General features: G+C 66.4%; 23 protein-coding genes. 14 read left to right on the top strand and 9 right to left on the bottom strand.

Going from position 1 to position 25,930, the window contains the following annotated elements; genetic code table 11:
• Nucleotides 1–219 precede the first annotated feature (219 nt).
• The 4 genes from hflD to IFT65_RS00850 are packed head-to-tail and all read right to left on the bottom strand — an operon-like array spanning nucleotide 220 to nucleotide 2,900.
• Entirely contained in the window at nucleotides 220–834 is a 615-nt protein-coding gene (gene hflD, locus IFT65_RS00835; protein WP_188324084.1) for a high frequency lysogenization protein HflD, read from the bottom strand.
• Nucleotides 831–1,970: a tRNA 2-thiouridine(34) synthase MnmA gene (mnmA, locus tag IFT65_RS00840; RefSeq protein WP_192079368.1), complete on the bottom strand. Its 1,140-nt coding sequence runs from the start codon at nucleotides 1,968–1,970 to the stop codon at nucleotides 831–833. The genes hflD and mnmA overlap by 4 nt, the downstream gene beginning before the upstream one ends.
• The gene (locus IFT65_RS00845) at nucleotides 1,967–2,428 is read right to left on the bottom strand and encodes an NUDIX domain-containing protein (protein WP_192079370.1); all 462 of its coding nucleotides are present in this window, start codon (nucleotides 2,426–2,428) and stop codon (nucleotides 1,967–1,969) included. Before IFT65_RS00845 ends, mnmA begins: the two co-directional genes overlap by 4 nt.
• A 1-nt stretch (nucleotide 2,429) precedes the next feature.
• Nucleotides 2,430–2,900 (bottom strand): hypothetical protein, encoded by a 471-nt coding sequence (locus IFT65_RS00850; protein WP_192079372.1) that lies wholly within the window; start codon nucleotides 2,898–2,900, stop codon nucleotides 2,430–2,432.
• A gap of 97 nt (nucleotides 2,901–2,997) precedes the next feature.
• Between IFT65_RS00850 and clpS the strand changes: the two genes are divergently transcribed.
• The gene (clpS, locus tag IFT65_RS00855; RefSeq protein ID WP_188324080.1) at nucleotides 2,998–3,324 is read left to right on the top strand and encodes an ATP-dependent Clp protease adapter ClpS; all 327 of its coding nucleotides are present in this window, start codon (nucleotides 2,998–3,000) and stop codon (nucleotides 3,322–3,324) included.
• A 327-nt stretch (nucleotides 3,325–3,651) separates the two neighbouring features.
• Nucleotides 3,652–5,931: an ATP-dependent Clp protease ATP-binding subunit ClpA gene (clpA, locus tag IFT65_RS00860; protein ID WP_192079374.1), complete on the top strand. Its 2,280-nt coding sequence runs from the start codon at nucleotides 3,652–3,654 to the stop codon at nucleotides 5,929–5,931.
• Between the two features lie 62 nt (nucleotides 5,932–5,993).
• Here clpA and IFT65_RS00865 read toward each other — a convergent pair whose 3' ends face one another.
• From IFT65_RS00865 to IFT65_RS00880, 4 genes are all read right to left on the bottom strand, one after another.
• Nucleotides 5,994–6,902 (bottom strand): hypothetical protein, encoded by a 909-nt coding sequence (locus tag IFT65_RS00865; protein WP_192079375.1) that lies wholly within the window; start codon nucleotides 6,900–6,902, stop codon nucleotides 5,994–5,996.
• Nucleotides 6,903–7,033: 131 nt separating this feature from the next.
• Nucleotides 7,034–7,252 carry a translation initiation factor IF-1 gene (gene infA, locus IFT65_RS00870; protein WP_005409596.1) on the bottom strand — a complete coding sequence of 73 codons (219 nt, stop codon included), beginning with the start codon at nucleotides 7,250–7,252 and terminating at the stop codon, nucleotides 7,034–7,036.
• Nucleotides 7,253–7,396: 144 nt separating this feature from the next.
• Nucleotides 7,397–8,140 (bottom strand): leucyl/phenylalanyl-tRNA--protein transferase, encoded by a 744-nt coding sequence (gene aat / locus IFT65_RS00875; protein WP_192079377.1) that lies wholly within the window; start codon nucleotides 8,138–8,140, stop codon nucleotides 7,397–7,399.
• Nucleotides 8,141–8,308: 168 nt separating this feature from the next.
• On the bottom strand, nucleotides 8,309–9,442 hold the full coding sequence (locus tag IFT65_RS00880; protein WP_192080068.1) for a GNAT family N-acetyltransferase: 1,134 nt from the start codon (nucleotides 9,440–9,442) through the stop codon (nucleotides 8,309–8,311).
• 290 nt (nucleotides 9,443–9,732) lie between these two features.
• On the opposite strand from IFT65_RS00880, the gene IFT65_RS00885 reads away from it, so the two are divergent.
• Both IFT65_RS00885 and IFT65_RS00890 read left to right on the top strand, forming a co-directional pair.
• Nucleotides 9,733–10,599, top strand: a complete 867-nt coding sequence (locus IFT65_RS00885) for a hypothetical protein (protein WP_192079379.1) — start codon at nucleotides 9,733–9,735, stop codon at nucleotides 10,597–10,599.
• Nucleotides 10,600–10,743: 144 nt separating this feature from the next.
• Entirely contained in the window at nucleotides 10,744–11,136 is a 393-nt protein-coding gene (locus IFT65_RS00890; protein WP_192079381.1) for a hypothetical protein, read from the top strand.
• 45 nt (nucleotides 11,137–11,181) lie between these two features.
• Here IFT65_RS00890 and trxB read toward each other — a convergent pair whose 3' ends face one another.
• On the bottom strand, nucleotides 11,182–12,153 hold the full coding sequence (gene trxB, locus IFT65_RS00895; RefSeq protein ID WP_188324074.1) for a thioredoxin-disulfide reductase: 972 nt from the start codon (nucleotides 12,151–12,153) through the stop codon (nucleotides 11,182–11,184).
• Nucleotides 12,154–12,407: 254 nt separating this feature from the next.
• Between trxB and IFT65_RS00900 the strand changes: the two genes are divergently transcribed.
• The 10 genes from IFT65_RS00900 to IFT65_RS00945 all read left to right on the top strand — a co-directional run bounded on the left by IFT65_RS00900 (nucleotide 12,408) and on the right by IFT65_RS00945 (nucleotide 25,554).
• Nucleotides 12,408–14,765 (top strand): DNA translocase FtsK, encoded by a 2,358-nt coding sequence (locus tag IFT65_RS00900; protein WP_188324073.1) that lies wholly within the window; start codon nucleotides 12,408–12,410, stop codon nucleotides 14,763–14,765.
• A 70-nt stretch (nucleotides 14,766–14,835) separates the two neighbouring features.
• A complete protein-coding gene (locus tag IFT65_RS00905) occupies nucleotides 14,836–16,779 on the top strand; it encodes a DUF3857 domain-containing protein (RefSeq protein ID WP_192079382.1) in 1,944 nt (647 codons plus the stop codon).
• 79 nt (nucleotides 16,780–16,858) lie between these two features.
• On the top strand, nucleotides 16,859–17,497 hold the full coding sequence (lolA, locus tag IFT65_RS00910) for an outer membrane lipoprotein chaperone LolA (protein WP_192079384.1): 639 nt from the start codon (nucleotides 16,859–16,861) through the stop codon (nucleotides 17,495–17,497).
• Between the two features lie 144 nt (nucleotides 17,498–17,641).
• Nucleotides 17,642–18,937, top strand: coding sequence for a replication-associated recombination protein A (locus tag IFT65_RS00915; protein WP_249405008.1), 1,296 nt, complete (start codon nucleotides 17,642–17,644; stop codon nucleotides 18,935–18,937).
• Nucleotides 18,937–19,338 carry a fluoride efflux transporter CrcB gene (gene crcB / locus IFT65_RS00920; RefSeq protein ID WP_192079389.1) on the top strand — a complete coding sequence of 134 codons (402 nt, stop codon included), beginning with the start codon at nucleotides 18,937–18,939 and terminating at the stop codon, nucleotides 19,336–19,338. The genes IFT65_RS00915 and crcB overlap by 1 nt, the downstream gene beginning before the upstream one ends.
• Before the next feature lie 778 nt (nucleotides 19,339–20,116).
• Entirely contained in the window at nucleotides 20,117–21,112 is a 996-nt protein-coding gene (locus IFT65_RS00925) for an alpha/beta hydrolase-fold protein (RefSeq protein ID WP_192079391.1), read from the top strand.
• Nucleotides 21,113–21,233: 121 nt separating this feature from the next.
• Nucleotides 21,234–22,610 (top strand): ATP-binding protein, encoded by a 1,377-nt coding sequence (locus IFT65_RS00930; RefSeq protein WP_192079393.1) that lies wholly within the window; start codon nucleotides 21,234–21,236, stop codon nucleotides 22,608–22,610.
• Between the two features lie 54 nt (nucleotides 22,611–22,664).
• On the top strand, nucleotides 22,665–23,738 hold the full coding sequence (locus tag IFT65_RS00935) for an ABC transporter substrate-binding protein (protein ID WP_192079395.1): 1,074 nt from the start codon (nucleotides 22,665–22,667) through the stop codon (nucleotides 23,736–23,738).
• A 53-nt stretch (nucleotides 23,739–23,791) separates the two neighbouring features.
• Nucleotides 23,792–24,796, top strand: a complete 1,005-nt coding sequence (locus IFT65_RS00940; RefSeq protein ID WP_192080070.1) for an iron ABC transporter permease — start codon at nucleotides 23,792–23,794, stop codon at nucleotides 24,794–24,796.
• Nucleotides 24,793–25,554: a heme ABC transporter ATP-binding protein gene (locus IFT65_RS00945; protein WP_192079397.1), complete on the top strand. Its 762-nt coding sequence runs from the start codon at nucleotides 24,793–24,795 to the stop codon at nucleotides 25,552–25,554. The genes IFT65_RS00940 and IFT65_RS00945 overlap by 4 nt, the downstream gene beginning before the upstream one ends.
• The last annotated feature ends 376 nt before the right edge of the window (nucleotides 25,555–25,930 follow it).

The following is a 25,930-nucleotide window of genomic DNA, read 5'->3' on the forward strand; positions in this document are numbered from 1 at the left end:
AACGCCGATGTGCACCGTCGCATGCCTTTTTTCGCACCAGCTGATCACGGCTGGGGTGGCACAGGCGTCGCGGTAGAGCCGGCTTCAGCCGGCTGGTGCAGAGATGGGTAGAGCCGGCTTCAGCCGGCTGGCCCAGAGATGGGTAGAGCCGGCTTCAGCCGGCTGGGTGAGGAACAGCCGACTGAAGTCGGCTCTACCGGTCGGCTCTACCCGTCGGCGTCAGCGGAGGGCGCGATCCACCGCTTCGAGCATCGCCTTGCGGGCGAACAGGAAATCCCAGTAGCTGCCGCCCAGCTGGCGCCACAGTACCGCCGAGCGCACGGCGGCCAGCAGCAGTGCGCGGATCTCCGCCACCACGCCGGCCTGGCCGAGGTAATGCGGATTGCCCTGCACCATCACCCGGGGCTTCAGGTGGCTGATGGTGTCTGCATAGACGCCGCCCAGCGTGGCCAGCACGTCCGGGTGACCGCTGTCGCCCAGTTCACGGCCTTGGCGGCTGGCGCGCTCGATGCCGGCGGTCACCTTGTCGATGGTGTCCGACTCGCTGACGAAGCGGCGCTCCAGCTGCAGTACGGCCAGTGCCAGCTTGGGCAGGATCGGGTCCTGGCCCTGGTTGCGGAAATAGTTGTGCAGCAGGCGCAGGCCGGGCTTGAGTGCCTCGCGGTCACCGTAGACGTCCTGCGGCGAGCCCGCATCGATGCGGAACACGCTGTCCATGGCCGTGCGCACGGCGGCGGCATCGGAATGGCCGGTATCGGCGATGCGGCGGACCTGCTGCAGGGCCTGGGCGATGCCAGCCAGGGCGAGGACGCGGTCGTCGACAGTAAAACTCATTCAGCAATTACCTTGAAAGGAGAAGAAGTAGGGCGCAGGCGCTGTTCCAGCGGTGCGTCGGTGGCTGCGATCACAGCGCCACCCAGGCAGACCTCGCCGTCGTACAGCACCAGCGACTGGCCGGGCGTCACCGCACGCTGGGGTCGCGGGAACGTGACCAGCAGGGTGCCATCATCGCGCACGTTGACGGTGCAGTCTTCATCGGGCTGCCGATAGCGCGTCTGCGCGGTGCAGGTGAAGCAGCGCGCCGGCGGTGCGCCGGCTATCCAGTGCGCCGTCTCGCTGATCAGCGCGGTGGACATCAGCCACGGGCTTTCCCGGTCCTGGTCGACATACAGGGTATTGGTGTCCACATCCTTGCCCACCACGTACCACGGTGCCGCAGGTCGGCCGCGTACGCCGCCGATGTTCAGGCCTTCGCGCTGGCCCAGGGTGAAATAGAAGACGCCGGGATGCTCGGCGATCTCCACGCCGTCGGGGTCGACGATGCGGCCCGTACGCGCCGGCAGGTACTGGCCAAGGAAGTCACGGAAGTCGCGCTCGCCGATGAAGCAGATGCCGGTGGAATCTTTCTTCGCGTGCGTGGGCAGCCCGGCATCGCGCGCCATGCGGCGCAGATCGCTCTTGTTGAGGTCGCCGATCGGGAACACCGTGGCCGACAGTTGCGCCTGTCCCAGCTGATGCAGGAAGTAACTCTGGTCCTTGGACCGGTCCGCCCCGCGCAGCAGCTGCCATTGGCTGCCCTGCTGGGCGATGCGCGCGTAATGGCCGGTGGCGATGCGCTCGGCGCCCAGTTCCCGCGCGGCATCCAGGAAGTGCTTGAACTTGACCTCGCGGTTGCACAGCACGTCGGGATTGGGGGTGCGCCCGGCAGCGTACTCGGCCAGGAAGTGTGCGAACACCTCCTTCCAGTAGGCGGCAGAGAAGTCGCGGAAGTGAAACGGGATCCCCAACAGGCCGCAGACCGCCACCGCATCGCGGCGGTCGTCCTCGGCGCGGCATTCGCCGCTGCCATCCTCGGCCCAGTTCTGCATGAACAGCCCGGCCACCGGTTCGCCCTGCTGGACCAGACGCCAGGCCGCGACCGATGAATCGACGCCGCCGGACACGCCCACCATGACCCTCGGCGTGCTCATGCGCCCAGCTCCTTCACCGACTGCAACGGGTAGCACTGGCCGCTCAGATAGTCAGCCAGCACCTGCCAGACCAGCGGGCTGCGCCACCGGGCCTGCTCGCCCTGCAGCTCCGCCGGGCTGAGCCACAGCGCACGCTCGATCCCCTCGTCCAGCGGCTGGTTCGCGTGGTGCTGCAGGGGCCGTGCGGCATAGCAGAAGCGCAGGAAGGCGGTGCCGTCGGGTGCCGTCCACTGGTAGCAGCCGACGAACCCGGTCAGCTCCACGTCCCAGCCGGTTTCTTCGCGTGTTTCGCGCAGGGCGGCGCTGGCCAGCGACTCCTCGGGTTCGAGGTGGCCGGCGGGCTGGTTCAGTACCAGGCGTCCTTCGATGCGTTCCTCCACCAGCAGCACGCGACCCTGGTCGACGACGACCGTGGCCACGGTGACCCGGGGTGCCCAGCGCTGCGCGATACCGTTCACTTCAGAGTTCGTCCTGCTGGGTCAGTTCCAGTTCAATGGCATCGGCGGTGCGGCTGGCCGCGTCGATGGCATCACTGAGTGCCTCGGCCGAGGCGGCGGCATCGAGCTTCACCACGAACATCGCCACCTTCTGCTGCTTCACCCAGCCGCCCATTTTGGCGTCCTGGGAATCTTCCAGCAGTCGGTTCGCCACCGCCGCCGGGAACGCGTCGGTGCTGGAGTGGTAGCCCGGCGACCACACTTCCCGCACCTGCTGGCTGCCGAACTCCTCCACCGTCGAGCGGACATAGACCAGCTGGGTGCGATCGCCTTCCACGTCGAAGACCATACGGTAATCGCCGTCGTCGTCGATCTCATAGGTGTAACCCAGCTTCTCCAGGTGGCGGGCCACCGCCTTGTCGGCTTCCTGGGCAGTGGCCGGGGCACACGCGAACAGGGCCAGCAGGGCAGTGAGGGGAAGTGTCCGTTTCATGGGAATCCTGTGAAGGGGGTGCGGCGGAATGCGGCAGATTGTGAAGCCGACTGTGTTTGTCGTCCAATCCGCCGGGGTCAGCCACTATAATAAGCGGATGCCTCGCGAGACTTCCCACGAATCCCATTCCGACCACGGCGTGCTGCTTGAACCAGCGCGGCCGGAGGTCGTGCCGCCGCCGTTCTACCAGGTGATGCTGTTGAACGATGACTACACCCCGATGGATTTCGTGGTGGACGTCCTGCAGCAGTTCTTCAGCCTGGACCTGGACCGGGCCACGCAGGTGATGCTCCATGTGCACACCCGTGGCCGCGGCATCTGCGGTGTATTTACCCGCGAAGTGGCTGAAACCAAGGTCGCCCAGGTCAATGAGTACGCACGGATGAACCAGCATCCGCTGCTGTGCACGATGGAAAAGGCCTGACGCCCAGCGGGTCATCGGGCGCCTCCGCAGCGCCCCGGATGGGTTGCTGCGTTCCATTGGCAGCGCCGCAGCCGGCCTCCCCGGTCCAGACCGGCCCCTTGCGTCCATCGCTCGTTTCCGCCTGTCCGGGCCGCGCCGGGCCTGTTCCTGCGCGCGTTTGCGCATGACGGGGCGCACGCAGGGCGGGTTCGTTGTAGCGTATGGTCAAGTCGTGCTGACGGAGCGCATGCGCCCACGCTAACGCCGTATGAACGTGGGGTTCCGCTAGGGTGATGGAAAACGTGTGGTCAGGCCGCATATTGTCTTCAACTGCCGCCGGAGTAGAGCATGTTCAGCAAAGACCTCGAACACACCATTGGCCAGTGCTACAAGCGAGCACGGGAAGCGCGGCATGAATTCATGACCGTCGAGCACCTGCTTCTGGCGCTGCTCGACAATCCATCCGCCCAGGCCGTATTGAAGGCCTGCGGTGCGGATGCAGAGCGCTTGCGCCAGGAGCTGGAGCAGGCCATCGAGGCCTCGGTCTCGCGCTTGGCCGAAGACGATGGGCGCGACACCCAGCCCACGCTGGGCTTCCAGCGGGTGCTGCAGCGCGCCGTCTACCATGTGCAGTCCTCGGGCAAGAAGGAAGTGACCGGCGCCAATGTGCTGGTGGCCATCTTCGGCGAAAAGGATTCGCACGCGGTCTACTACCTCAACCAGCAGGATGTGACCCGTCTGGACGTGGTGAACTACCTCTCCCACGGCATCGCCAAGCTGGGCGAAGAGGGCGAGTCATCCTCGCCGGCCGATCCCGAGGGTCGGGCCGAGGCGGGCGAAGGGGAGGGCAAGGGCGATGCGCTTGCCGAGTTCGCCAGCAACCTCAACGAGCAGGCCCGCAACGGCCGCATCGATCCGCTGGTGGGCCGTGCCGATGAAATCGAGCGCACGATCCAGGTGCTGTGCCGTCGACGCAAGAACAACCCGCTCTATGTGGGTGAGGCCGGCGTGGGCAAGACGGCCATCGCGGAAGGCCTGGCGCGCCGCATCGTCGAAGGCTCGGTGCCGGAGGTGCTGGCCGATGCGGTCATCTACTCCCTGGACCTCGGCGCGCTGGTGGCGGGCACCAAGTACCGCGGCGACTTCGAAAAGCGCCTCAAGGGCGTGCTCAGTGCCCTGAAGAAGGTGCCCAATGCCGTCCTGTTCATCGACGAGATCCACACCATCATCGGTGCCGGTTCGGCGTCCGGTGGCACGATGGATGCCTCCAACCTGATCAAGCCGGCGCTGTCGTCGGGCGAGCTGCGCTGCATCGGCTCCACCACGTTCCAGGAATACCGCGGCATCTTCGAGAAGGATCGTGCGCTGGCGCGTCGCTTCCAGAAGATCGACATCGTCGAGCCGACCGTGGGCGAGACCTACGAGATCCTGCAGGGCCTGAAGCCGAAGTACGAAGCGCACCACGGCGTGACCTACGCTGACGATGCGCTGCAGGCCGCCGTCGACCTGTCGGTGAAGCACATCGGTGACCGCCTGCTGCCGGACAAGGCGATCGACGTGATCGACGAGGCCGGTGCCCGCCAGCGCCTGTTGCCGGAAGGGCAGCGCAAGGAGCTGATCGACATCGAGGAAATCGAAGCGATCGTGGCCAAGATGGCGCGTATTCCGGCCAAGCAGGTCAGCGCCACGGACAAGGACGTGTTGAGGCACCTGGAGCGCAACCTGAAGATGGTGATCTTCGGCCAGGACCCGGCCATCGAGACCCTGTCGTCGGCGATCAAGCTGGCGCGCTCTGGCCTGGCCAATCCCGAAAAGCCGATCGGCAACTTCCTGTTCGCCGGTCCGACCGGTGTCGGCAAGACCGAGGTGACCAAGCAGCTGGCGCTGCAGCTGGGCATCGAGCTGGTCCGTTTCGACATGTCCGAGTACATGGAAGGTCATTCGATCAGTCGCCTGATCGGTGCGCCTCCGGGCTATGTCGGCTTCGACCAGGGCGGGCTGCTGACCGAGAAGATCGTCAAGACGCCGCACTGCGTGCTGCTGCTCGACGAAATCGAAAAGGCGCATCCGGACATCTTCAACATCCTGCTGCAGGTCATGGACCGGGGTGTGTTGACCGATACGAACGGGCGCGAGGCCAACTTCAAGAACGTGGTGCTGGTGATGACCACCAACGCCGGTGCTACCCAGGCGTCGCGACGCTCGATCGGCTTCACCAAGCAGGACCATGCCACCGATGCGATGGAGGCGATCCGCCGCAGCTTCACCCCGGAGTTCCGCAACCGGATTGATGCAGTGGTGCAGTTCCAGGCGCTGGGTTTCGAGCACATCCTGCGTGTGGTGGACAAGTTCCTGATCGAACTGGAGATGCTGCTGCAGGAAAAGCACGTCAGCCTGTCGGCCACACCGACCGCGCGCGACTGGCTCGCCCAGCATGGCTTCGATCCGTTGATGGGTGCGCGTCCGATGGCGCGCGTCATCCAGGACAAGGTGAAGCGTCCACTGGCCGACGAGCTGCTGTTCGGCAAGCTGGTCAACGGGGGCAGGGTCACCATCGATGTGCGCGACAACGAGCTGGTGGTGGAGGCGTTTGCCGAGCCGGAGCGGTTGTTGCCTGCTACGGTGTGACGGGTGCGATGGCGGGGAATCACGGCGCAGGAGTGGCTTGGCCACCCTGCGCCGTTCCTGTTTCAGATTCCGATCAAGGACACAATCCGATCAGTGACGCGCTGGCGGAAGCGCGTGCCCACATTTCGAGCATCGGGGGACAGGTTCGACACATCATGCTTGGCATGGAGATACTGTGTCCCGTTGGCAACCATCGTCGTCTGGAAGTGGACGGCATCCACAGCGCGGCTCAGTTCCCGAACCATTGGCCCGCCGATGTTGTCCGTCGCGCAGGGCATCGTATCCACGACACTCTCTACGTCCGAGCTGATGAAGAGATCGCGGTCTACCTGGTTACGCAGGTCGCACGCATCGATGACACGCTCCGCAGCAGCGGCGATGCGCCTGGCCATTGCATCCGTGTCCAGTAAAATGCTTCCGGCGTAATAGATGATGTCCGCGTTGCTGTGGTGCCCCGGCATGCTGACGTCCATGCGCATGCCGCGCTGTGCGAGTGCCACGTAGGCAGCTCCCGGGGTGCCCGCGGCGGGCGGCTTTCCGCCTATGCTGGGGAACCGTTCCGGATGAAAGGGACGATCGAGGGCCAGCGCGTACGCCACGTCGCCCAGGCAGGCGGGGGCGACCAGTGCGGGATCGATCCCTTTGCGCTGCCTCGCGTCGATGCAGGCGGACACCTGGTCGCCGATATACCGGCCATCGGTGCGCCTCACCGCTGGGGCTGTCCGCGCCGTGGGGGCCGCGTTGACGGCATTGCCCACTGCCGACAGGCCCAGCAATGCCAGCGCCGGTTTGCGCAGCAGCGCGCGACGCAGGGTATCCGCAGTTCCCGCCGCAGATACAACACCATCCAGCAGGCCATTGCCGATCCATTGCAGGGTGGCCAACCACCCCGGCTTTGCGGGTTCAGGCGTGGGCGTGTTGCCCGGCGTTGGCGGCGCGCGGGATGCGTCGACAGGGGTGATGGAGGGCATGCGGGCGGCATCCTTCGAAAGGGAAGGCTACTGTGCCCCCGCACCAGCGGCCACGGCTTGCATATTCCATGCACGCCAAAAGGCCAGCTCGGTGGCTGGCCTTTCTTGTCGACGCAGATGCGCCGGACCGCTTACTTCATGCGGTAGGTGATACGGCCCTTGGTCAGGTCGTACGGAGTCATTTCAACCTTGACCCGGTCACCAGTCAGAATGCGGATGTAGTTCTTGCGCATGCGGCCGGAGATATGGGCAATGATTTCATGACCATTTTCCAGGCGGACACGGAACGTCGTGTTCGGCAGCGTCTCGCTGACGGTGCCTTCGAACTCGATGGAGTCGTCTTTCGACATGTAATCCTGTGCGGTTCAGAGAGCGGCCACGGGGGCCTAAGCCGCAGCATTTTACGCACATGTCGGCGGTTTTGCAAAGATTGCGTTAACCGACAGCAGCGTGGGTATCGAGCCAGGTGCTGACGCGGGAACCACCGCTGTCGCTCAGTCGCGGCCGAGCATATCGGAGACGGGCACTGAGCCCACGGTGTGGGCCCAGCTTTCGTGCTGCCCGGGCCGCTGCACGGCGTCACGCACATGGGCGAGGAACCGGTCGCGTGGCCAGCGTTCGGCGCCCATGCGCAGCAGGTGGGGATTCTCCACCTGTGCATCAAGGACGGCCACGCCTTGACGGCGCAGCAGCGTCGCCAGCGCCGACAACGCCACCTTCGAGCCGCCACTGACGGCGCTGAACATGCTTTCGCCAAAGAACATCTGTCCGATGCCGATCCCGTAGATTCCGCCAACGAGCGTGTCGCCTTGCCACACCTCTACCGAATGCGCGAAACCGAGCCGGTGCAGGTCGACGTACGCCTTGACCATCGGCTCGCTGATCCAGGTGCCCTCCTGGCCGGGGCGGGGCGCTTGGGCACAAGCCCGCATCACCTGTTCGAAGGCGGTGTCGGCGGTGACCCTCCATTCCAGGTGCCGCAGTTGGCGGACAAACCGGCGCGACAGATGGACCCGATCCGTCTGGAAGACCATGCGCGGATCGGGCGACCACCACAGCAGCGGCTCGTCGCCGCTGAACCACGGAAAGATGCCGCCGGCATAGGCATTGAGCAGGCGGACCGGCTGCAGGTCTCCACCGATGGCCAGCAGCCCAGCGGGCTGTTGGAGCGCCGTCTCGGCAGGGGGGAACGGGCTGTCGGCCGGATCGGCCAGACGCCAAGGGAGCTGGCGACTCATTGGATCCCGCGCACCCTGGCATCTGTCGACCGGCCTTGCTCAACCATCGTGCACATGGGGTCGACGCACCTTTCTCTGCAACCAGCGGTCAGGATAGCCGTCGACCTGTTGACCGTCGAGCGCGCGGACCGCCTGAGCCGGTTGCTGCAACCGGGCCGCGGCCACCGCTCAATCCGCCGGCTCTTCGTGACGGAACGGCGCATGCTGCGCGAGATCGCGGTGGTAGCGGCTGACCTCGGTACGCTCCTGTGCGCACCACGGCCGCAGCGCATCGGCAAAATCGGCATCGGCCATCCAGTGACGACTGCGCACCACGGTGGGCAGGAAGCCGCGCGCCAACTTGTGTTCGCCCTGCGCGCCGGGCTCGAAGCGGGTGAGGCCCTCTCGCAGGCAGTACTCGATGCCCTGGTAATAGCAGGCCTCGAAATGCAGGCCGGGCAGGGTGGCCCCGCCCCAGTAACGGCCATACAACGTGTCGCGGCCGCGCAGGCAGAGCGCCCCGGCAATGGGCTCGCCGTCCTGCTCGGCCAGGAACATCACCAGCCCACGCCCCAGCGTGCTGGCCAAGTGACGCAGGAACGGCTCGGTCAGTGCAGGGGCATTGCCGTATTCCAGGAAGGTCTGCAGGTAGAAGCGATACATCGCCTGCAGGTCGGCGCGGCTGGCCTCATCGCCGTGCACCACGCGGAAGCAGATGCCCTGGCGGGCGACCTTGTTGCGCTCCTGGCGGATGTTTTTGCGATGCTTGTGGTTCATCGCGGTGAGGAACTGCTCGAAATCCTGCCAGCCGCTGCTGTTCTGCCACTGGAACTGGATGTCTTCGCGCAGCAGCCACGCCGTGCCGAACGCGGCCTCTTCGTCGGCGCGGTGGAAGTTGATGTGCGCCGAAGACACGCCGAGCGCGGGCAGCGCTTCGACCAGGGCGGCCAGCAGGGTTGCGCGCTTGGCAGGGTCTGCGGCAAGCAGCCGAGGACCGGTCACCGGCGAGTAGGGCACTGCGCCCAGCCACTTCGGGTAGTAGTCGCGACCATGGCGCGCATACGCATTCGCCCAGGCATGGTCGAACACGAACTCGCCGTGCGAGTTCTCTTTCAGGTAGCCCGGGATGGCGCCGACCAGTGTTTCGCCTTCCCACAGCGTGAGGTGCTGCGGCCGCCAGCCCCAGTCCTCTCGCAGGCAGCCGTGCTGCTCCATGCCGGACAGAAAGGCATGGCTGACGAAGGGGTTGCTGCCGTCGTGCAGGGCATCCCACTGCGTGGCGGGGAGCGTCTGGAGGTCTTCGAGGAAACGGATCTGCGCCATCCGCACAGGATAGAGCACGGGACTGGGCGTGGGATGCCTTGGCAGCGGTGGGCCAGGTGATGTGGCTGCCCGTTGATGCGTTTCTCTGCTCGATTCCTACCGGTCACTCGGATTTCTGAAGTTTCGCCATCGCGTGGCGATCCAGAGACTGCTGATGCCACGGGTCCGCCGGGCAGAGGGGTGAGGCGATGAAAAGAAATGTTGAGGTTTTTGGGAGGCTGCTGTGCGCATTGATGGTGACGGGGGCCTCAATGCCGCCGCAGCCGCCTCCACCCGACAGTGCCCACTCCATGGCCCGCAGCGGTCGGGCGCCGGCGTTCCCTGCGGATACTGATGCCCTGCTGACCGAGGCAGCGCGGAACGGCGTGGCCAGCTTTCGCAGCGAGGAGCGCTCATTCGCCGAGGTGCTGATCAACGTCCATCACGACGCAGCGGGTCGGCAAGTGGTCATTGACGTCTTGCGAGGCTACAGGCCGGATTACCCTGGCGCTGAGATGGAGGATTTTGAGCAGTGGGTAGGCAATAGCGTGCGGGTGCTTACCGAAAAATTCAGCCCTCCTCCGGAGATCCTGTTCCTGTACGGAGGCAAGTCGTTCGAGGCGCTGTTCCCGCTCCAGGCGCGGAGAATGGACGCTGTCAGACACCACAGCCTGCGGCGTGGCGGGCCGGGGCCTGCGGTACCGACGGTCTCCGGCGGCGACGCCGGGCGCGGGAAGTCACCCCACGCCCCGGCGACTGATAGTGAGCTGGACGCTTTGCTGACGAGGGAAGCGTTGCGGGTCCTGCGACGACTTCAGCCACTGGAAGGGCAGCGTATCGGCGGTCCTGTGCGTGCCTCAATGGACGTTGATACGGGAGCCATCACCGTGTATTTCCCCCGCGATTTTCTTCCGGCGGACCCAGAGGGAGGATTTGAAGATCAGCTGGATAATTTCCGCCACGCATTGATACACGTCAGCGCTCCCTTCGTTGACGCTACAGGCATGCAGTATCGCTATGGGGGAAGGCACCTCTATCCTTATTTTCCGAGACTCCAGCGGGAAGACGAAGCGGCCAGACTGGGCAGTCGCCGCCAGCGAGCCGTGTGGCAACTTGCTGACCGTCGCCCTGAAGCGAAAATGCGGGCGCAACGAGCGGCCTCCTTACCAGAGAAGTAACCCTTGATCGTCTGCGGGTGGCGATTGGAATGACGCTATCGATTTGGCAAGTAGCGAGTGCCTGCGCACGATACGGGTCGGCGGATGAGCGCGAATTGACTTCAGAGCGCTCGCCGCGGTGGCCGGCAGGAAGAGGGGATGTGCATGAGCAAGAACAAGTGTGTGTTGGGCCTCTTGCTTGGGCTGGCCGTTGCGGCTGGGAGTTCACCCAGTGGGGCGGTCAACCCCCGGGCGCTGGATGCGGCGCTGGATGCAGTTCTGCAAAGAGAGGCCCAGCAGTACATGGACACCTTCCGCAGGAGGCGAGGGAACTCAACCGACGTCACGATCCGGAGCTGGGCTGATCTGGAGGACAGCCTGATATACATGGACCTGGGGGCCGGAGCTCTTCCAGAGCAGGATGATGGCTCCAATGAACAGCTCGAGCAGGAGCTTGGGAGCCTGTTGCTCCATTTCGCCTATCTCGCAGGCATGCCGCCGCACACGCAGATACGCGCGCTGTATCAGGGACGGCCTTACAACTTTTACTTTCCTTGATCAGCGGTGGAGTCGACTTGCGGTCGACTCCATCGCCGACGCGCCTCAGCTCGCCTTACCCTGCGCGTCCAGATAACGCTCGGCATCCAGCGCGGCCATGCAGCCGAAGCCGGCCGAGGTGATCGCCTGGCGGTAGTGCTGGTCGGCGACGTCGCCGGCGGCGAACACGCCTTCGACCGAGGTCTGCGTCGCGTTACCGCCCAGTCCCGAGCGGATCTCCAGGTAGCCGTGGTTCATCGCCAGCTGGCCATCGAACAGGGTGGTGTTCGGGTGGTGGCCGATGGCGACGAAGAAGCCGTGGGCTTCGATGTCGCGCGTGCTGCCGTCCTGCACGGACTTCACCCGGACGCCGGTCACCCCGGCGTCGTTGCCCAGCACTTCGTCGATCTGGTGGTGCCAGACGGTCTCGATCTTGCCTGCAGCAACCTTGGCGAACAGCTTGTCCTGCATGATCTTTTCCGCCTTCAGCGTGTCGCGGCGGTGGACCAGGTAGACCTTGCGGGCGATGTTGGACAGGTACAGCGCCTCTTCGACCGCGGTATTGCCGCCGCCGACCACCACCACGTCCTGGTCGCGGTAGAAGAAGCCGTCACAGGTGGCGCAGGCCGATACGCCGCGGCCCTTGAAGGTCTCTTCGGACGGGATGCCGAGGTACTTCGCCGTTGCGCCGGTGGCGATGATCAGCGCATCACACGTGTATTCGGCACTGTCACCGATCAGCTTGAACGGGCGCTGCGACAGGTCGGCGGTATGGATGTGGTCGAAGATGACCTCGGTCTCGAAGCGCTCGGCGTGTGCCTGCATGCGGGTCATCAGGTCCGGGCCCATCAGGCCGTGGGCGTCGCCCGGCCAGTTGTCCACCTCGGTGGTCGTCATCAGCTGGCCGCCCTGCTGCAGGCCGGTGATCACCACCGGCTTCAGGTTGGCGCGCGCGGCATAGACGGCGGCGGTCCAGCCGGCCGGGCCGGAACCGAGGATGACAAGCTTCTGATGGCGGGAAGGCAGCGTGGTGCTCATGTAGACTCGCGAAAAGGTAAGGGGATCAAGGCGCGGCGGCGGTTTGCGCGCGCTGGGGGCAGGTCATAGAGTGATGGCAGGGGCAGGGGGATTCAACCCGCTGGCTGGAACGCGGCGATGCGCCTGATGTCCTCCGCCTTGCAGGCGGCCCACCCCGACCCTGGCCGCGCGTCCGTCAGCCCAGGGTGACGGAAAATCGACGCGCTTCGTTTATTATCAACCACTAACAGCGTATTCCAAAGGTAGTGTCCAAGGTGGCGAAGCAGGTCCCCGAACGCAGCCGATCGGCCGAAGGCAAGCCCCGTCGCCGCGATCCGTCTCCGTCTGAAAGCAATCCCACCCGTCAGCGCCTGTGGCGCGACCTGGGGCTGATCGCCGTGGCGCCGGCGTTGCTGTATCTGGTTGCCAGTCTGTTCACCTACTCGGCAACCGATCCGGGCTGGTCGCATACGGGCAGCATCGTGGCGCCGGTGCACAACATGGGCGGCCGCGCCGGGGCGTGGATCGCCGATGTGCTGCTGCAGTTGTTCGGCTACATGGCGTTCCTGCTGCCGTTGCTGCTCGGCGCGCTGGCCTGGTTCGCGATGTTCGGGCTCAAGCGCGAGGCCAAGGGCGAGAACGACCTGGATCCTGCCCTGCGGCTGGTCGGCCTGGTCGGGTTCCTGATCGCCGGCACTGGATTCCTGCACATGCGTCTGTTCAGTGCGGAAGTAGCCTCGGCCGGCGGCATCCTCGGCAAGCTGGTCGCCAGCTCGCTCAGCGTGGGGTTTGGGGCATTGGGCGCCAACCTGTTCGTGCTGGTGCTGCTGCTGGCCTCGATCACCCTCGCGACCGGGCTGTCCTGGCTGTCGGTGATGGAGAAGATCGGCAAGGGCGTGATGTCGCTGGCACCGCTGCTGGAAAAGAAGAAAGAGCAGGCCACCGAGTGGAAGCAGACCCGCGATCTGCGTGAGGAGCGCCAGGAAGTGCGCAAGGTCGACGCCGAGGTGCGCGCCAAGCGCGAGCCGGTGAAGATCGAGCCGCGTCCGGAGCCGGTGATCGAGAAGAGTGATCGCGCCAAGCGCGACAACCAGATTCCGATGTTCCAGGGGGTCAATGGCGACGGTTCGGATCTTCCGCCGCTGGCGCTGCTGGATGATCCCAAGCCGCAGCCGAAGGGCTACGACGAAGAGACGCTGGAAACGCTCTCGCGGCAGATCGAGTTCAAGCTCAAGGATTTCCGCATCGATGCGGTGGTGGTGGGGGCCTATCCGGGCCCGGTGATCACCCGTTTCGAGATTGAACCGGCGCCGGGCATCAAGGTCAGCCAGATCAGTACGCTGGACAAGGACATCGCCCGCGGCCTGTCGGTGAAGTCCGTGCGCGTGGTCGATGTGATTCCGGGCAAGTCGGTGATCGGCCTGGAAATCCCGAATGTCACCCGTGAAATGATCTTCCTGTCCGAACTGCTGCGTTCGAAGGAATACGACAAATCGCCCAGTCCGCTTACCCTGGCCCTGGGCAAGGACATCGCCGGTCGCCCGACGGTGGCCGACCTGGCGCGCATGCCACATCTGCTGGTCGCCGGTACCACCGGTTCGGGCAAGTCGGTGGCGGTCAACGCCATGGTGCTCAGCCTGCTGTTCAAGGCCAGCCCGAAAGACCTGCGCATGCTGATGATCGACCCGAAGATGCTGGAGCTGAGCGTCTACCAGGGCATTCCGCATCTGTTGGCGCCGGTGGTCACCGACATGAAGGAGGCCGCCAACGGCCTGCGCTGGTGCGTGGCCGAGATGGAGCGCCGCTACAAGCTGATGAGCGCGGTGGGCGTGCGCAACCTGGCCGGCTTCAACAAGAAGGTCAAGGACGCACAGGACGCGGGACAGCCGTTGATGGATCCGTTGTTCAAGCCGAACCCGGAGCTGGGCGAGGCGCCGCGACCGCTGGAGACCCTGCCGTTCGTGGTCATCTTCATCGACGAATTCGCCGACATGATGATGATCGTCGGCAAGAAGGTCGAAGAACTGATCGCCCGGCTGGCACAGAAAGCGCGTGCCGCCGGCATCCACCTGATCCTGGCAACCCAGCGCCCCTCGGTGGACGTCATCACCGGTCTGATCAAGGCCAACATCCCGACCCGCATCGCCTTCCAGGTCAGCTCGAAGATCGACTCGCGCACCATCCTCGACCAGTCCGGCGCGGAAACGCTGCTCGGGCACGGCGACATGCTGTACCTGCCGCCGGGTACCGCCCTGCCGGACCGCGTGCACGGTGCGTTCGTGTCCGACGAAGAAGTGCACCGTGTGGTGGAGCACCTGAAGGCGATGGGCCCGGCCGACTACATCGACGGGGTGCTGGACGAGGTGCAGACGATGGGCGATGGCGTGGTCGTCGGCGCCGGCGGCCTGCCGGAAACCGCATCGTCCGGCGATGAGTCCGATCCGCTGTACGACGAGGCGTTGCGCGTGGTGACCGAGACGCGCCGCGCCTCGATTTCCGGTGTGCAACGTCGCCTGAAAATCGGCTACAACCGCGCCGCGCGCCTGATCGAGGCGATGGAAGCGGCCGGCGTGGTCAGTTCGCCCGAGCACAACGGCGACCGCACCGTGCTGGCGCCGCCGCCGCCGAAATGATCCCGACGGGGTGACGACCCAGGGTGGTCACCCCGTCCCTCTTTCATCCTCCTGTAGACGGGTACTTTCGATGGCACTGCTCCGCAACGGACTGCTGGCAACCTTGCTGCTGCCTGCCTGCTGCGCCTTCGCGGCAGACGCGCCGGACGTGCCAGCGCCCGCTTCGCCTGCGGCTGACGTACCGGGTGCCGCGCCGGCCGAGGCCAGCAACAATTTCAGCTTCGCCCGCTACCGCGCCGATTACGTGGTGAGCGCCGACGCCAGCAACACGCAGACCGAGCACTACGACATCCTGCTGAAGACGCGCAGCGCGGTCGATCAGTTCAGCCAGGTGCGGTTGAGCTACAGCGAAAAGATGGAAAGCCTGGAGGTGCTGGAGGCTTACACCTTGACCGCGGACGGGCAGCGGCGCGATGTGCCGGCTGACCGCATCTATACCCAGGAAAGCTACTCCAGTGCGTCGGCCGCGATGTACGCCGACCGCAAGGTGCGGGTGATCGTGTTCCCCAACCTGGCACCCGGCTCACGCGTGGTCTACGCCACCCGCCGCACGCAGCAGAAGCCGTATTTCCCCGGTTACTTCGGGCTGTGGGAAACCTTCAGCGTCTTCAACCAGTACGACGACGCGCGGGTCACCCTGAGCGCTCCGGCCGGCCTGGCGATGAAGGTGCGCAGCGACGGGGTGCGGGGCAGCGACCGGCCGACGGTGCGCGCCGGGCTCGCGCGCTGGGAGTGGAGCTACGCGCGCAGCGACTCACTGCCGGCACAGAACTGGACGGCATCGCCATGGGAGTTCAGTCCCACCATCATGGCCAGCACGTACGCGGACTGGCCGCAGATGGCGCGGGCTTACCAGCTGAAAGCGGGCAGTGCAGCGACGGTGACCCCGGCCCTGCAGGCGCTGGCCGACGAGCTGACGACCGGCATCGATGACCGCCGCGTGCAGGTGGATGCGCTGTACCGCTGGGTGGCGCAGAACATCCGCTACGTTGCCGTCTACCTCGGCAACGGGGGGCTGGAGCCCAACAGTGCGCAGAGCGTGTTGGACAATCACTACGGTGACTGCAAGGACCACGTGGTGATCCTGGAAGCGCTGTTGGCCGCGAAGGGCATCGACAGCACGGCGGTGCTGATCGGCGCGTCCGGCGGCCCGACCCTGCCGGCGGTGCCTACCTTGGGGCGTTTCAATCACGCCATCACCTATGTGCCCTCGCTCGATCTCTATCTCGATTCCACCAGTGCGTGGGCCCGCTCCGGGCAGCTGCCCGATGGCGACCTCGGTGCGCCCGTGCTGTTGACCCGCCCGGCCAGGCTTGCGCGTACGCCGGCCAACGACGACGTGCGCAACGGCATGGCGTTCGAGGCGGATTTCGTGTTCGACCGTGCCGGGAACCTGCGTGGCCAGACCCGGCTGCAGCCCGGCGACAGTGCGGAAATCGGCATGCGTGCTTCGTTCGTGCGCTTGAACGCACAGAACCGCGCGCGCGCTGAGGCTACGATGATGGCTGCCTCTGGCTTCGACGGGCAGGGCCGTCTTCAGTTGCAGGGTGACCCACAGGACCTGCAGCAGCGGTTCAACTACGTCTTCGATTTCAGCGCCAGCGACTACGTGGATTTCAATCTGGTCGGCGGCATGACCTTGCCCGACCCGCCGGGGGCCGAATCCTTCCGTGACGCCTACACCGCGACGTCGGCGCCGGACAACGCCACGCCGTTCCAGTGCGACGCCAGCCTGCGCGAAGAGACCTACCGCGTGCGGCTGCCGGACGGCGTGCCCCTCATCGCACTGCCTGCCGCGCAGGACTTCAGCAACGCCGCCGGACGCTATTCGGTGCAGTGGCAGCGCGATGGCCAGCAGGTGGTGGCCCGCCACCGGCTGCAGCAACATGCCGTCCGCGGCGACGAGGCGCTGTGCCTGCCTGCAGACTACGCCGCGTTCCGCGAGCTGTTCCAGCAGGTACGTCGCGGCTTCCGCGGGCAGATCGTCTACGGTCGGGTGCCGGCCGCGGGCTGACCACGACATCATGGATCGCCCATTCAGCATATGCCGGGCACACTCCACTCCATCCTTCCACGTTCTCCTGGAACTCGACATGCACGCCAAGATCCGACGCTCCCTTGCCACCTCCGTGCTTGCCGCTGCGTGCCTGGTCTCGACCAGTGCCTGGGCGGGTGCGCGCGATGAGCTGAAAACCTTCACCACCGGCCTAAAGGGTCTGGATGGGCAGTTCAGCCAGCAGGTATTCGACACGCGTGGCAAGGTGAAGGAAACCACCAGTGGCCGCGTCGCATTGTCCGCGCCGCGCCTGTTCCGCTGGGAGTACCAGCGCCCGCACGTGCAGCAGATCGTGGCCGATGGCAGCAAGGTGTGGATGTATGAGCCCGATCTGGAGCAGGCCACCGTGCGCGCGCAGGGCAAGGAAGAACAGAACAGCCCGCTGACCGCGCTGATCAATCCGGCCCTGCTGGAGCAGCAATACGATGTCAGCGAAGAAGCGGCGCCGCGCGATGGGCTGCAGTGGCTGTCGTTGACGCCGAAGCGTGAGACCGAGGCCAGCTTCCAGTTCGCCGCCCTGGGCTTCAACGCACAGGGCCTGGCGCGGATGGAAATCACCGACGCCGTCGGCCAACGCACGCAGATCAGCTTCAGCGGTTGGAAGCGCAACCCGACGTTCGCCCGCGGCACGTTCACCTTTACGCCGCCCGCTGGCACCGACGTCATCGGCGAATGATGGCGCCCGCGCGCCGGGCCCTGCTCGGCGCGTGCAGGGTCGTGGCCTTACAATAGGCGTGTGGCCAGACAACGTACCTCTTCATTTCCCGGCCCTGATCTACTGAGCGTGGATCGGGATCACCTGCGCCCGCTCGCCGAGCGGATGCGCCCACGCACGCTGGATGAAATGGTCGGGCAGAAGCGCCTGCTGGCGCCGGACAGCGCGTTGCGTCGTGCGGTCGAGTCCGGACGCGTGCACTCGATGATCCTGTGGGGCCCGCCGGGCTGCGGCAAGACCACCTTGGCCTTGTTGCTGGCGCAGTATTCCGACGCGGAGTTCCGTGCCATCTCGGCGGTGCTGTCCGGCCTGCCCGAGGTGCGCCAGGTACTGGCCGAAGCGGCGCAGCGGTTCGCCGAAGGGCGCCGCACCGTTCTGTTCGTCGACGAAGTGCATCGCTTCAACAAGACCCAGCAGGACGCCTTCCTGCCGCACATCGAGCGCGGCACGATCCTGTTCGTGGGCGCGACCACGGAAAATCCGTCGTTCGAACTGAACTCGGCGTTGTTGTCGCGGTGTCGCGTACACGTGCTGGAAGGCGTGTCGCCGCAGGACATCGTGGAGACACTGCAACGTGCGCTGGCCGACAGCGAGCGTGGCCTGGGCACCGAGGGCATCCAAGTAGATGACGCGCTGCTGCTGCAGATCGCCACGGCGGCTGACGGTGACGTGCGACGTGCGCTTACCTTGTTGGAAATCGCCGCCGAACTGGCCGTGGACGAGGGCGGCCGGATCACCCCGCAGACCCTCGTGCAGGTGCTGGCCGATCGCACCCGGCGCTTCGACAAGGGTGGCGAACAGTTCTACGACCAGATCTCGGCATTGCATAAATCGGTGCGCTCATCCAACCCGGACGCGGCGCTGTATTGGCTGACGCGGATGCTGGATGGCGGGTGCGATCCTGCGTATCTGGCGCGTCGCCTGACCCGCATGGCGATCGAAGACATCGGCCTGGCCGACCCGCGTGCGCAGTCGATGGCGCTGGAAGCGTGGGATATCTACGAGCGTCTGGGCAGCCCGGAGGGCGAGCTCGCCTTTGCGCAGCTGGTGCTGTATCTGGCCAGCACCGCCAAATCCAACGCCGGCTATGCCGCCTTCAACCAGGTGCGCGCCGACGTGCGTGCATCGGGCACGCTGGAGGTGCCCCTGCACCTGCGCAATGCGCCGACCAAGCTGATGAAGGACCTGGGCTATGGCGCGACGTACCAGTACGACCACGATGTGGAGGGCGGCATCGCGCTGGACCAGACGGGTTTCCCGGATGCGATGGGCGAGCGCGTCTATTACCAGCCGGTCGCGCGCGGGCTGGAGATCAAGCTGAAGGAAAAGCTGGACCGGCTGCGCGCGCAGCGCGAGCAGGCGCGGGCGGGCAAGCAGGACGTGGGGCAGGGCGACAGCTGATGGGTAGTGGCCTGTGGTGGCAGCAGTTGGGACTGGTGATGGCCGGTGGCGCACTGGGGTCGGCGCTGCGGTTCCTGATCGGTGATGCCCTGCTGCGCAGTGTGGGGCAGGGATTTCCGTGGGGCACATTGACGGCGAACTTCATTGGCGCGTTCGTTGCCGGTTACCTGTTGGTGTGGCTGCAGCAGCGTGGGGGCAACGTGGTGTTGTTGCGCGCATTCCTGGTGATCGGGCTGCTGGGTGGCTTGACCACGTTTTCGTCGCTGATGCTGGAAACCCTGGTATTCGCGCGAAATGATCGGGCTGAGTTGGTGCCGCTGTACCTGGGCGTCAGCGTGGTCGGCGGCATGTTCCTGGTGTGGCTGGGTGCACGCTTGGCGGAGTCCGCGCGGGCGTTGTGAGGGCGCCGGTAGTGACGGCCGCTGGCCGTCAGCATGCCGCCCTGGTAGCGCCGAGCCGTGCTCGGCGGAGAAACAAAGGCGCCGCGCTGCGCGCTCGCCGAGCGTGGCTCGGCGCTACCGGGTGGGCTGCCCGGCTGACGGTGATCGGGATGCAACGCAGGCGGAACAAAGGCGCCGTGCTGCGCGCTCGCCGAGCGTGGCTCGGCGCTACCGGGTGGGCCGCACGGCTGACAGTGATCGGGATGCAGCGCAGGGGTAGCGCCGAGCCGTGCTCGGCGGGGAAAACAAAGGCGCCGCGCTGCGCGCCCGCCGAGCATGGCTCGGCGCTACCGGGTGGGCCGCACGGCTGACAGTGATCGGGATGCAACGCAGGCGGAACAAAGGCGCCGCGCTGCGCGCTCGCCGAGCGTGGCTCGGCGCTACCGGCTGGGCCGCACGGCTGACGGTGACGAGACGCAACGCACGGGTAGCGCCGAGCCGTGCTCGGCGGAGAACAAGGGCGCCGCGCTGCGCGCTCGCCGAGCATGGCTCGGCGCTACCGGGTGGGCCGCACGGCTGACGGTGATCGGGATACAACGCATGCGTAGCGCCGAGCCGTGCTCGGCGGGTAACAAAGGCGCCGCGCTGCGCGCTCGCCGAGCGTGGCTCGGCGCTACCATGCCCAGGCTGCGGAAGCGAAAGCGAGAACCATTCGCATTTGATAGACTGGCGTACGAGGCGTTCGATGCCTTGTCGGACACCGGCCGGTGCCGGTGCACCTGTTGCGAGCCTTGTCCCCATGTTCCACCGCACGTCCTTCCTCAAACGCGCTGCGCTGCTCACCGCGTGCTGCCTGTCCGGTCTCGTTGCCGCAATGTGCGTGCAGGCGCAGCAGCGCAATCCCGATCAGATGATGGGCCGGACCGTGCTCGATGCTCCCTCAGCCAGCTACCGCTTCGAACGCTTCGTGGTCCACAGTCCGGACGGGGAGCGCCACTGGCGTGTCAATCTCGCGATCCCGTTGAAGGCCAGTGCGACTCCCGCTCCGGTGCTCTATGCCCTGGATGGCAATGCCGTTGCGATGGTGCTCGACCCGCCTCTGCTGACCGAGCTCGCCGCCAGCAAGGCGCCGCCGGTGCTGGTGCTGGTCGGCTATGACAACGAGCGCCGCATTGATTCGCTGCAGCGCACCCGCGACTACACCGCCTGGATCGATCGCGCCGACGATGAAAACGGCACGGCGCAGGTCGTCGGTGGCGGCGCGTTCGCGTTCCAGGAAGTCATCGAACGCCAGATCAAACCCGAGGTCGCGCGGCGCGCCAACGTGGATGCGCAGCAGCAAGCCCTGTGGGGGCATTCGCTGGGCGGGCTGTTCGTGCTCAGCAGCCTGTACACCCGGCCTGCGGCGTTCCAGCAGTACATCGCGGCCAGTCCGTCGTTGTGGTGGAGCCAAGGTGCACCGCTGGGCGACATGGAAACGCAGTTCAGCGAAAACCGCGCCGGTCAGTCCGCCCAGCTGTGGGTGATGCTGGGTGGGGATGAGCGCACCGGCAACCGCGGGGTGCGCGACATGGGCAACCCGCGCGTGGTCGCGCACCTGCGCCGTATTGGTGGCGCACCGCCGGATGCCGCGCATGCGCTGGCCGGTCGGCTTGCCACGCAACCGGGTCTGGAAGTGCGCTATCGCGAGTTTCCGGGCTTGGGCCACGGGCCGATGTTGCCGGCCTCGTTCAAGGCCGCACTGTCCGCGCTGTACGGCATCGCCGATCACAGCGGTGATCCCGCACGACCCTGATTTCCGGCCTGCGGCGACCCCGTCGCAGGCCACCCTACCCAGGCATCCTGCGCATGGCAGGCGAACCGCCCAGGCAATGACACCCTGCGCCCAGACGGCGCACCCCTGCAAGGAGCCTGTCATGACCCTCCGTACTCCGCTTCGCACCAGCATCCTCGCCGCTGGCGTCCTGTTCGCCATCGTCGTATCGGCACAGCCCGTGTTCGATGCACCGGCCAATGGCTTCAAGGGCAAGCTCACCGCACGCAGTGAAAACCCCGTAGCGGGTGGCAAGGCAGAGATCATCGGCAGCGATTTCGTCCCAGGCCAGCGGGTGGATCTGCTGCGTGGCGACACGGTGCTGACCCCGGTGCCGTTGACGGTGGATGGCAACGGCCAGTTCAAGACCGAGCTGCTCATTCCAGCCGACGCCGTGCCGGGCCAGCACCCCCTGGTCGCACGCGCAACGGGTCCGGCGGCCGCGGCGGTCGCCACGCTGCGGGTGTCACCGCGGCTGGCACTGAGCGGGCAGGATCGTTTCAGCTCGGCGTCCAACAAGTTGGTGCAGGGCCTGTACCAGAGCGCGTACAGCGCGGCCAGCAACGCGATCTTCGTGACCTCGGCCGTGGGCCGCCCGCCGGTGACCCAGTCGCAGTTGTTGAAGGTGGATCCGGCTTCACTGAAGGTACTCAACACCATCACCCCGGCGAAGGTGCCCGGCGGCAAAGGGGACAGTGTCTACGCGGTGTACGGCGTCGGCGTGGATGATGCCAACGGCACCGTGTGGGTGACCAACACGCGGCAGGATACGGTCGCCGTGTATCGGCAGGCCGATCTGTCGCTGGTCCGCCAGTTCGATGTCGGCGCGGTGCCGCACGCGCGCGATGTCGTGGTCGATAGTGTGCACGGCAAGGTCTTCGCGTCGGCAACCGGCGAGGACCATCTGTCGGTCTTCGATGCCAGAACGCTCGCGCCGCTGCCCCCGATCACGCTGGCTTCCGGCGAAGACGAGGGCAAGTTCGTGCCGATGAGCCTGGTGCTCGACGAACACGCCGGCAAGTTGTTCACCGTCAGCATCGGTACCGCCGAAGCAGCGGTGATCGACGTGGCCAGCGGCAAGGTCGACAAGGTGATCGCTCTGGGCAATGCGGCAAGTGCGTCCGGCGTGGCCTACGATGCGAAGACAGGGCGCCTGTTCGTCGCTTCGCAGGGCAGTGACAACCTGCTGATCGTCGACGTGGCGGCAGGCAAGGTGCTGCACGATGTCGCCGTGGGTGCCGGCGCCCTCAACGTCGCCTTCGATCCGGTGTCCGCGCTGGCCTACGTCAGCAATCGCGGTGCGGGCACGGTGACGGTGGTGGATGTCGATGGAAAGGTGGTCGGCAATCTCGATGGCGGCAGCTTCCCCAACCACGTGCGTGCGGATGGGAAGGGCAATGTCTTCGCCGTGAACAAATCCAAGGGCGCCGACGATCCGAACGGTGACCGGATCACCCGTATCGCGCTGCGCCAACCGTAACCTGCACCCGTATCAACGGGGCGGCCACGTGTCGCCCCCTCCAGGAGCCCCTGCATGAACCATCCGACCCCCCCATCCGCTTCGACGATCGCCATGGCGATGGCACTCGCCCTTGCCGTGAGTGGCTGCAGCGGAAGTGGCGAGCCGGCGAAGGCCGACGTCGCCGCCCAGGCTGCTGCAACGCCTTCCGCCGCGCCGGAAAAGCAGGCGGACCCTTCCGCCGTGCTGCCGCCCGGCTGGCAACGGATCGGTGGCGAGCGCGTGCCGTCGGTGGCGGCGGGCGAGGCGACGTTGCCGGCCCGGGTCCGGTCCGACGATGGCGTGGAGGTGGAGGTCGACGATGCCAGCCGCATCATCGCGGGCGGCGATGACATCATCGCGGTGATCGAGGCATTGGGGCAGGGCGCGCAGATCTTCGCCGCACCGACCAACGCGACAACCGATGCGGGCCGGTCTGCGCCCCATCGCTTCCTGTTCAATCGCACTACGGGCGTGGAAGGCGTGCTCAGCCTCGGCGGGTCACTGTTCCTGGGCAACAGCCTGCGCCGTCATGGCGATCTGGCGGACAAGCTGCGTGCGGTGGGACAGGATGCGGTGATCATCGACGATCTGCAGCCGGCGCCGGACAAGGTGCGCAAGGTGGCCGCCGCGGTGGGGCGCGCCGAGGCCGGTGCAGTGCTGGCGCGTGCGGTGGAAGAACAGCTGAAAGAAGCCGCCGCGATCGCCGCGACCAGCACGCGTCGGCCCCGGGTCATCCACGTATCAGCTACCGGCGCTGGCGGCAATCCGACCGTGGCCGGTGCAGACAGCGCCTCCGGCACGCTCATCGCGTTGGCGGGCGGTCTGAACATCGGGACCGAAGCGGGTGTGGCCAATTTTTCCGCGCTGAGCAATGAAGGTGTCCTGGCGTCTGCGCCGGAGGTGATTCTGGTCACTGCGCATGACCTGCAGTTGTTCGGCGGTGCCGACGGTCTGTGGAAGGCCTATCCCACGCTCAAGCAGACGCCGGCCGGGCAGGCTGGACGCGTGTGGGTGATGCCGGACCTGCAGTTGAAGTACACCAGCGTGGGCTCGGGGGCGGGCGCGCTGGCGCTGGCGCGGGCACTGGCGGCGCTTCCCCCGGCATGACCGTGATGTCGTTCCAGCTGCCGCCGGACCGGCGACGCCGACGTGGCCAGCTGATGCTTGTGGTGGTGTTCATCGCCCTGCTGGCGGCGGTGCTGGCGTCCTTCGCTGTCGGGCCGTTGCGCCTGCCGCCGATGGGGGTCCTGCAGGCGCTGGGGGTGAAGCTGGGGCTGGTGGATGCCGCGCAGGTAAGCGCGCGCGATGTGGCCGTGGTGTGGCAGTTGCGGATCCCGCGCGTGCTGCTGGGTGCCATCGTGGGGGCGTCACTGGCGATGGCCGGTGCCAGCCTGCAGGGCTTGTTCGGCAATCCGCTGGCCGATCCGGGGATCGTCGGTGTCAGCCAGGGCGCGGCCCTGGGCGCGGTCGCGGCCATCGTGCTCGGCGCGGCCAGCGTGGGCGGATGGGTGATCCCACTGGCTGCGTTCACGGGGGGCGCGGTGGCGATCAGCATCACGTACCTGCTTGCCCGGCCCGGCCGGGGTGATGGCAATGCGACCCTGCTGTTGGTCGGTATCGCGATGGCAGCGTTCTGCTCGGCGTTGATCGGCTTCTTCACGTATATCGCCAGCGAGGCGCAACTGCAGTCGCTGGTGTTCTGGCAGCTGGGTTCGCTGGCCAGCGCGGACTGGGCCGATGTAGCAGCGGTGGTGCCGCTGTTCGCCATCGGGGTGGTGTGCCTGCTGCGGCTTGCCACGCCACTGGACATGCTGGCGTTGGGTGAGCGACAGGCGCAGCATCTGGGTCTGGATGTGGCGCGGACGCGTCGCCGGCTGGTGGCATTCAGCGCGCTGCTGGTCGGTGCCGCCGTCGCGTTCGCCGGCTCGGTCGGCTTCGTCGGCCTGATCGTTCCGCACGTGGCGCGGCTGCTGGTGGGGCCGGGACACCGCTGGATGCTGCCGCTGTCCGGCGTGCTCGGTGCGCTGCTGATCGTGGTGGCCGACACCATCGCGCGGACGCTGGATCCGCCGTCTGAAATTCCTCTTGGCCTGTTCTCCGCTGCGTTGGGGGCGCCGTTTTTCCTGTGGCTGGTGATGCAGCGGCGCAGGAAGGGAGGCGTATGAACGTGCTGTTGACCCTTCGCAACGTGGGCGTCGTGCGCCAGCAGCGGGCCATCCTCGCGGCGGTCGACCTGGGGTTCATGGCCGGCACCGTCACGGCGTTGGTCGGGCCGAACGGCGCAGGGAAGTCCACCCTGCTCGGCGTGGCATGTGGCGACCTGCAGGCCGATTCGGGCGAGGTATTGCTGCATGGCAAGCCGCTGCAGGCGATGCAGGCCGGCGCGCTGGCGCGCGAGCGTGCGGTGATGCCACAGGAGCATGCCGTGCGTTTTGCCTTCAGCGTGGAAGAGGTCGTGGCGATGGGGCGCCTGCCGCATCCGCCCGAGCCTGCTCACGATGCACGCCAGGTAGAGGCTGCCCTGGATGCGGCCGAGCTGCAGCCGCTCCGCCAGCGCGAGGTGCAGCAGCTGTCCGGCGGGGAGTCCGCACGCACGACGTTGGCGCGCGTGCTGGCTCAGGCTACGCCGGTGCTGTTCCTTGATGAGCCGACGGCCGCGCTCGACCTTCGCCATCAGGAGCGCACGCTGCGAACCGTCCGCGGCCTGGCCGATGCCGGGGCGTGCGTGATCGTGGTCCTGCATGACCTCAATCTGGCCGCAGGCTATGCCGATCGCATCGTGCTGCTGGAGCAGGGGCGCGTGGCGGCGGATGGGCCGCCTGCCGATGTGCTGACCGAATCCACGTTGCGCCGCGTGTACCAGCAGGACGTGCTGGTGCTGCAGCACCCGCGGCGCCCGGTGCCGCTGGTCGTGGTGGTGTAGCCAGATCGATCGAATGCCTTGTAATCCGTTGCAGTGTTCTGCTGGTGCATTCAATCAGCGCTTGTTTCCAGCGCGAACAAGCGCACACTAGCGCCTCCCTTTCATTTCATTCGCTGGCACGTCCAATGAACGCTGTTCCGCTGCTGACGTTTCACCTGCTGCTCCGCGCCTGCGCGGAACGGGGGCGTCTGCCCGGTGGACTGCAAGGCCGCTGACCGCATACCGGTCGCCCTTGGACCCCCAGCAGAGCGCCCAACCGGGCGCTTTTTTTGTTTTCAACCGCCGCACCCACGAAGGAGAACGTGCCATGCACCAGATCGCCGAGACCGAACGCTAGCCGCGTGTCCTGCCGCCAACCGGGACACGCGGTCCCTTG

Source organism: Stenotrophomonas sp. CFBP 13725 (assembly GCF_014841935.1).
In the GTDB taxonomy this organism is placed as follows: domain Bacteria; phylum Pseudomonadota; class Gammaproteobacteria; order Xanthomonadales; family Xanthomonadaceae; genus Stenotrophomonas.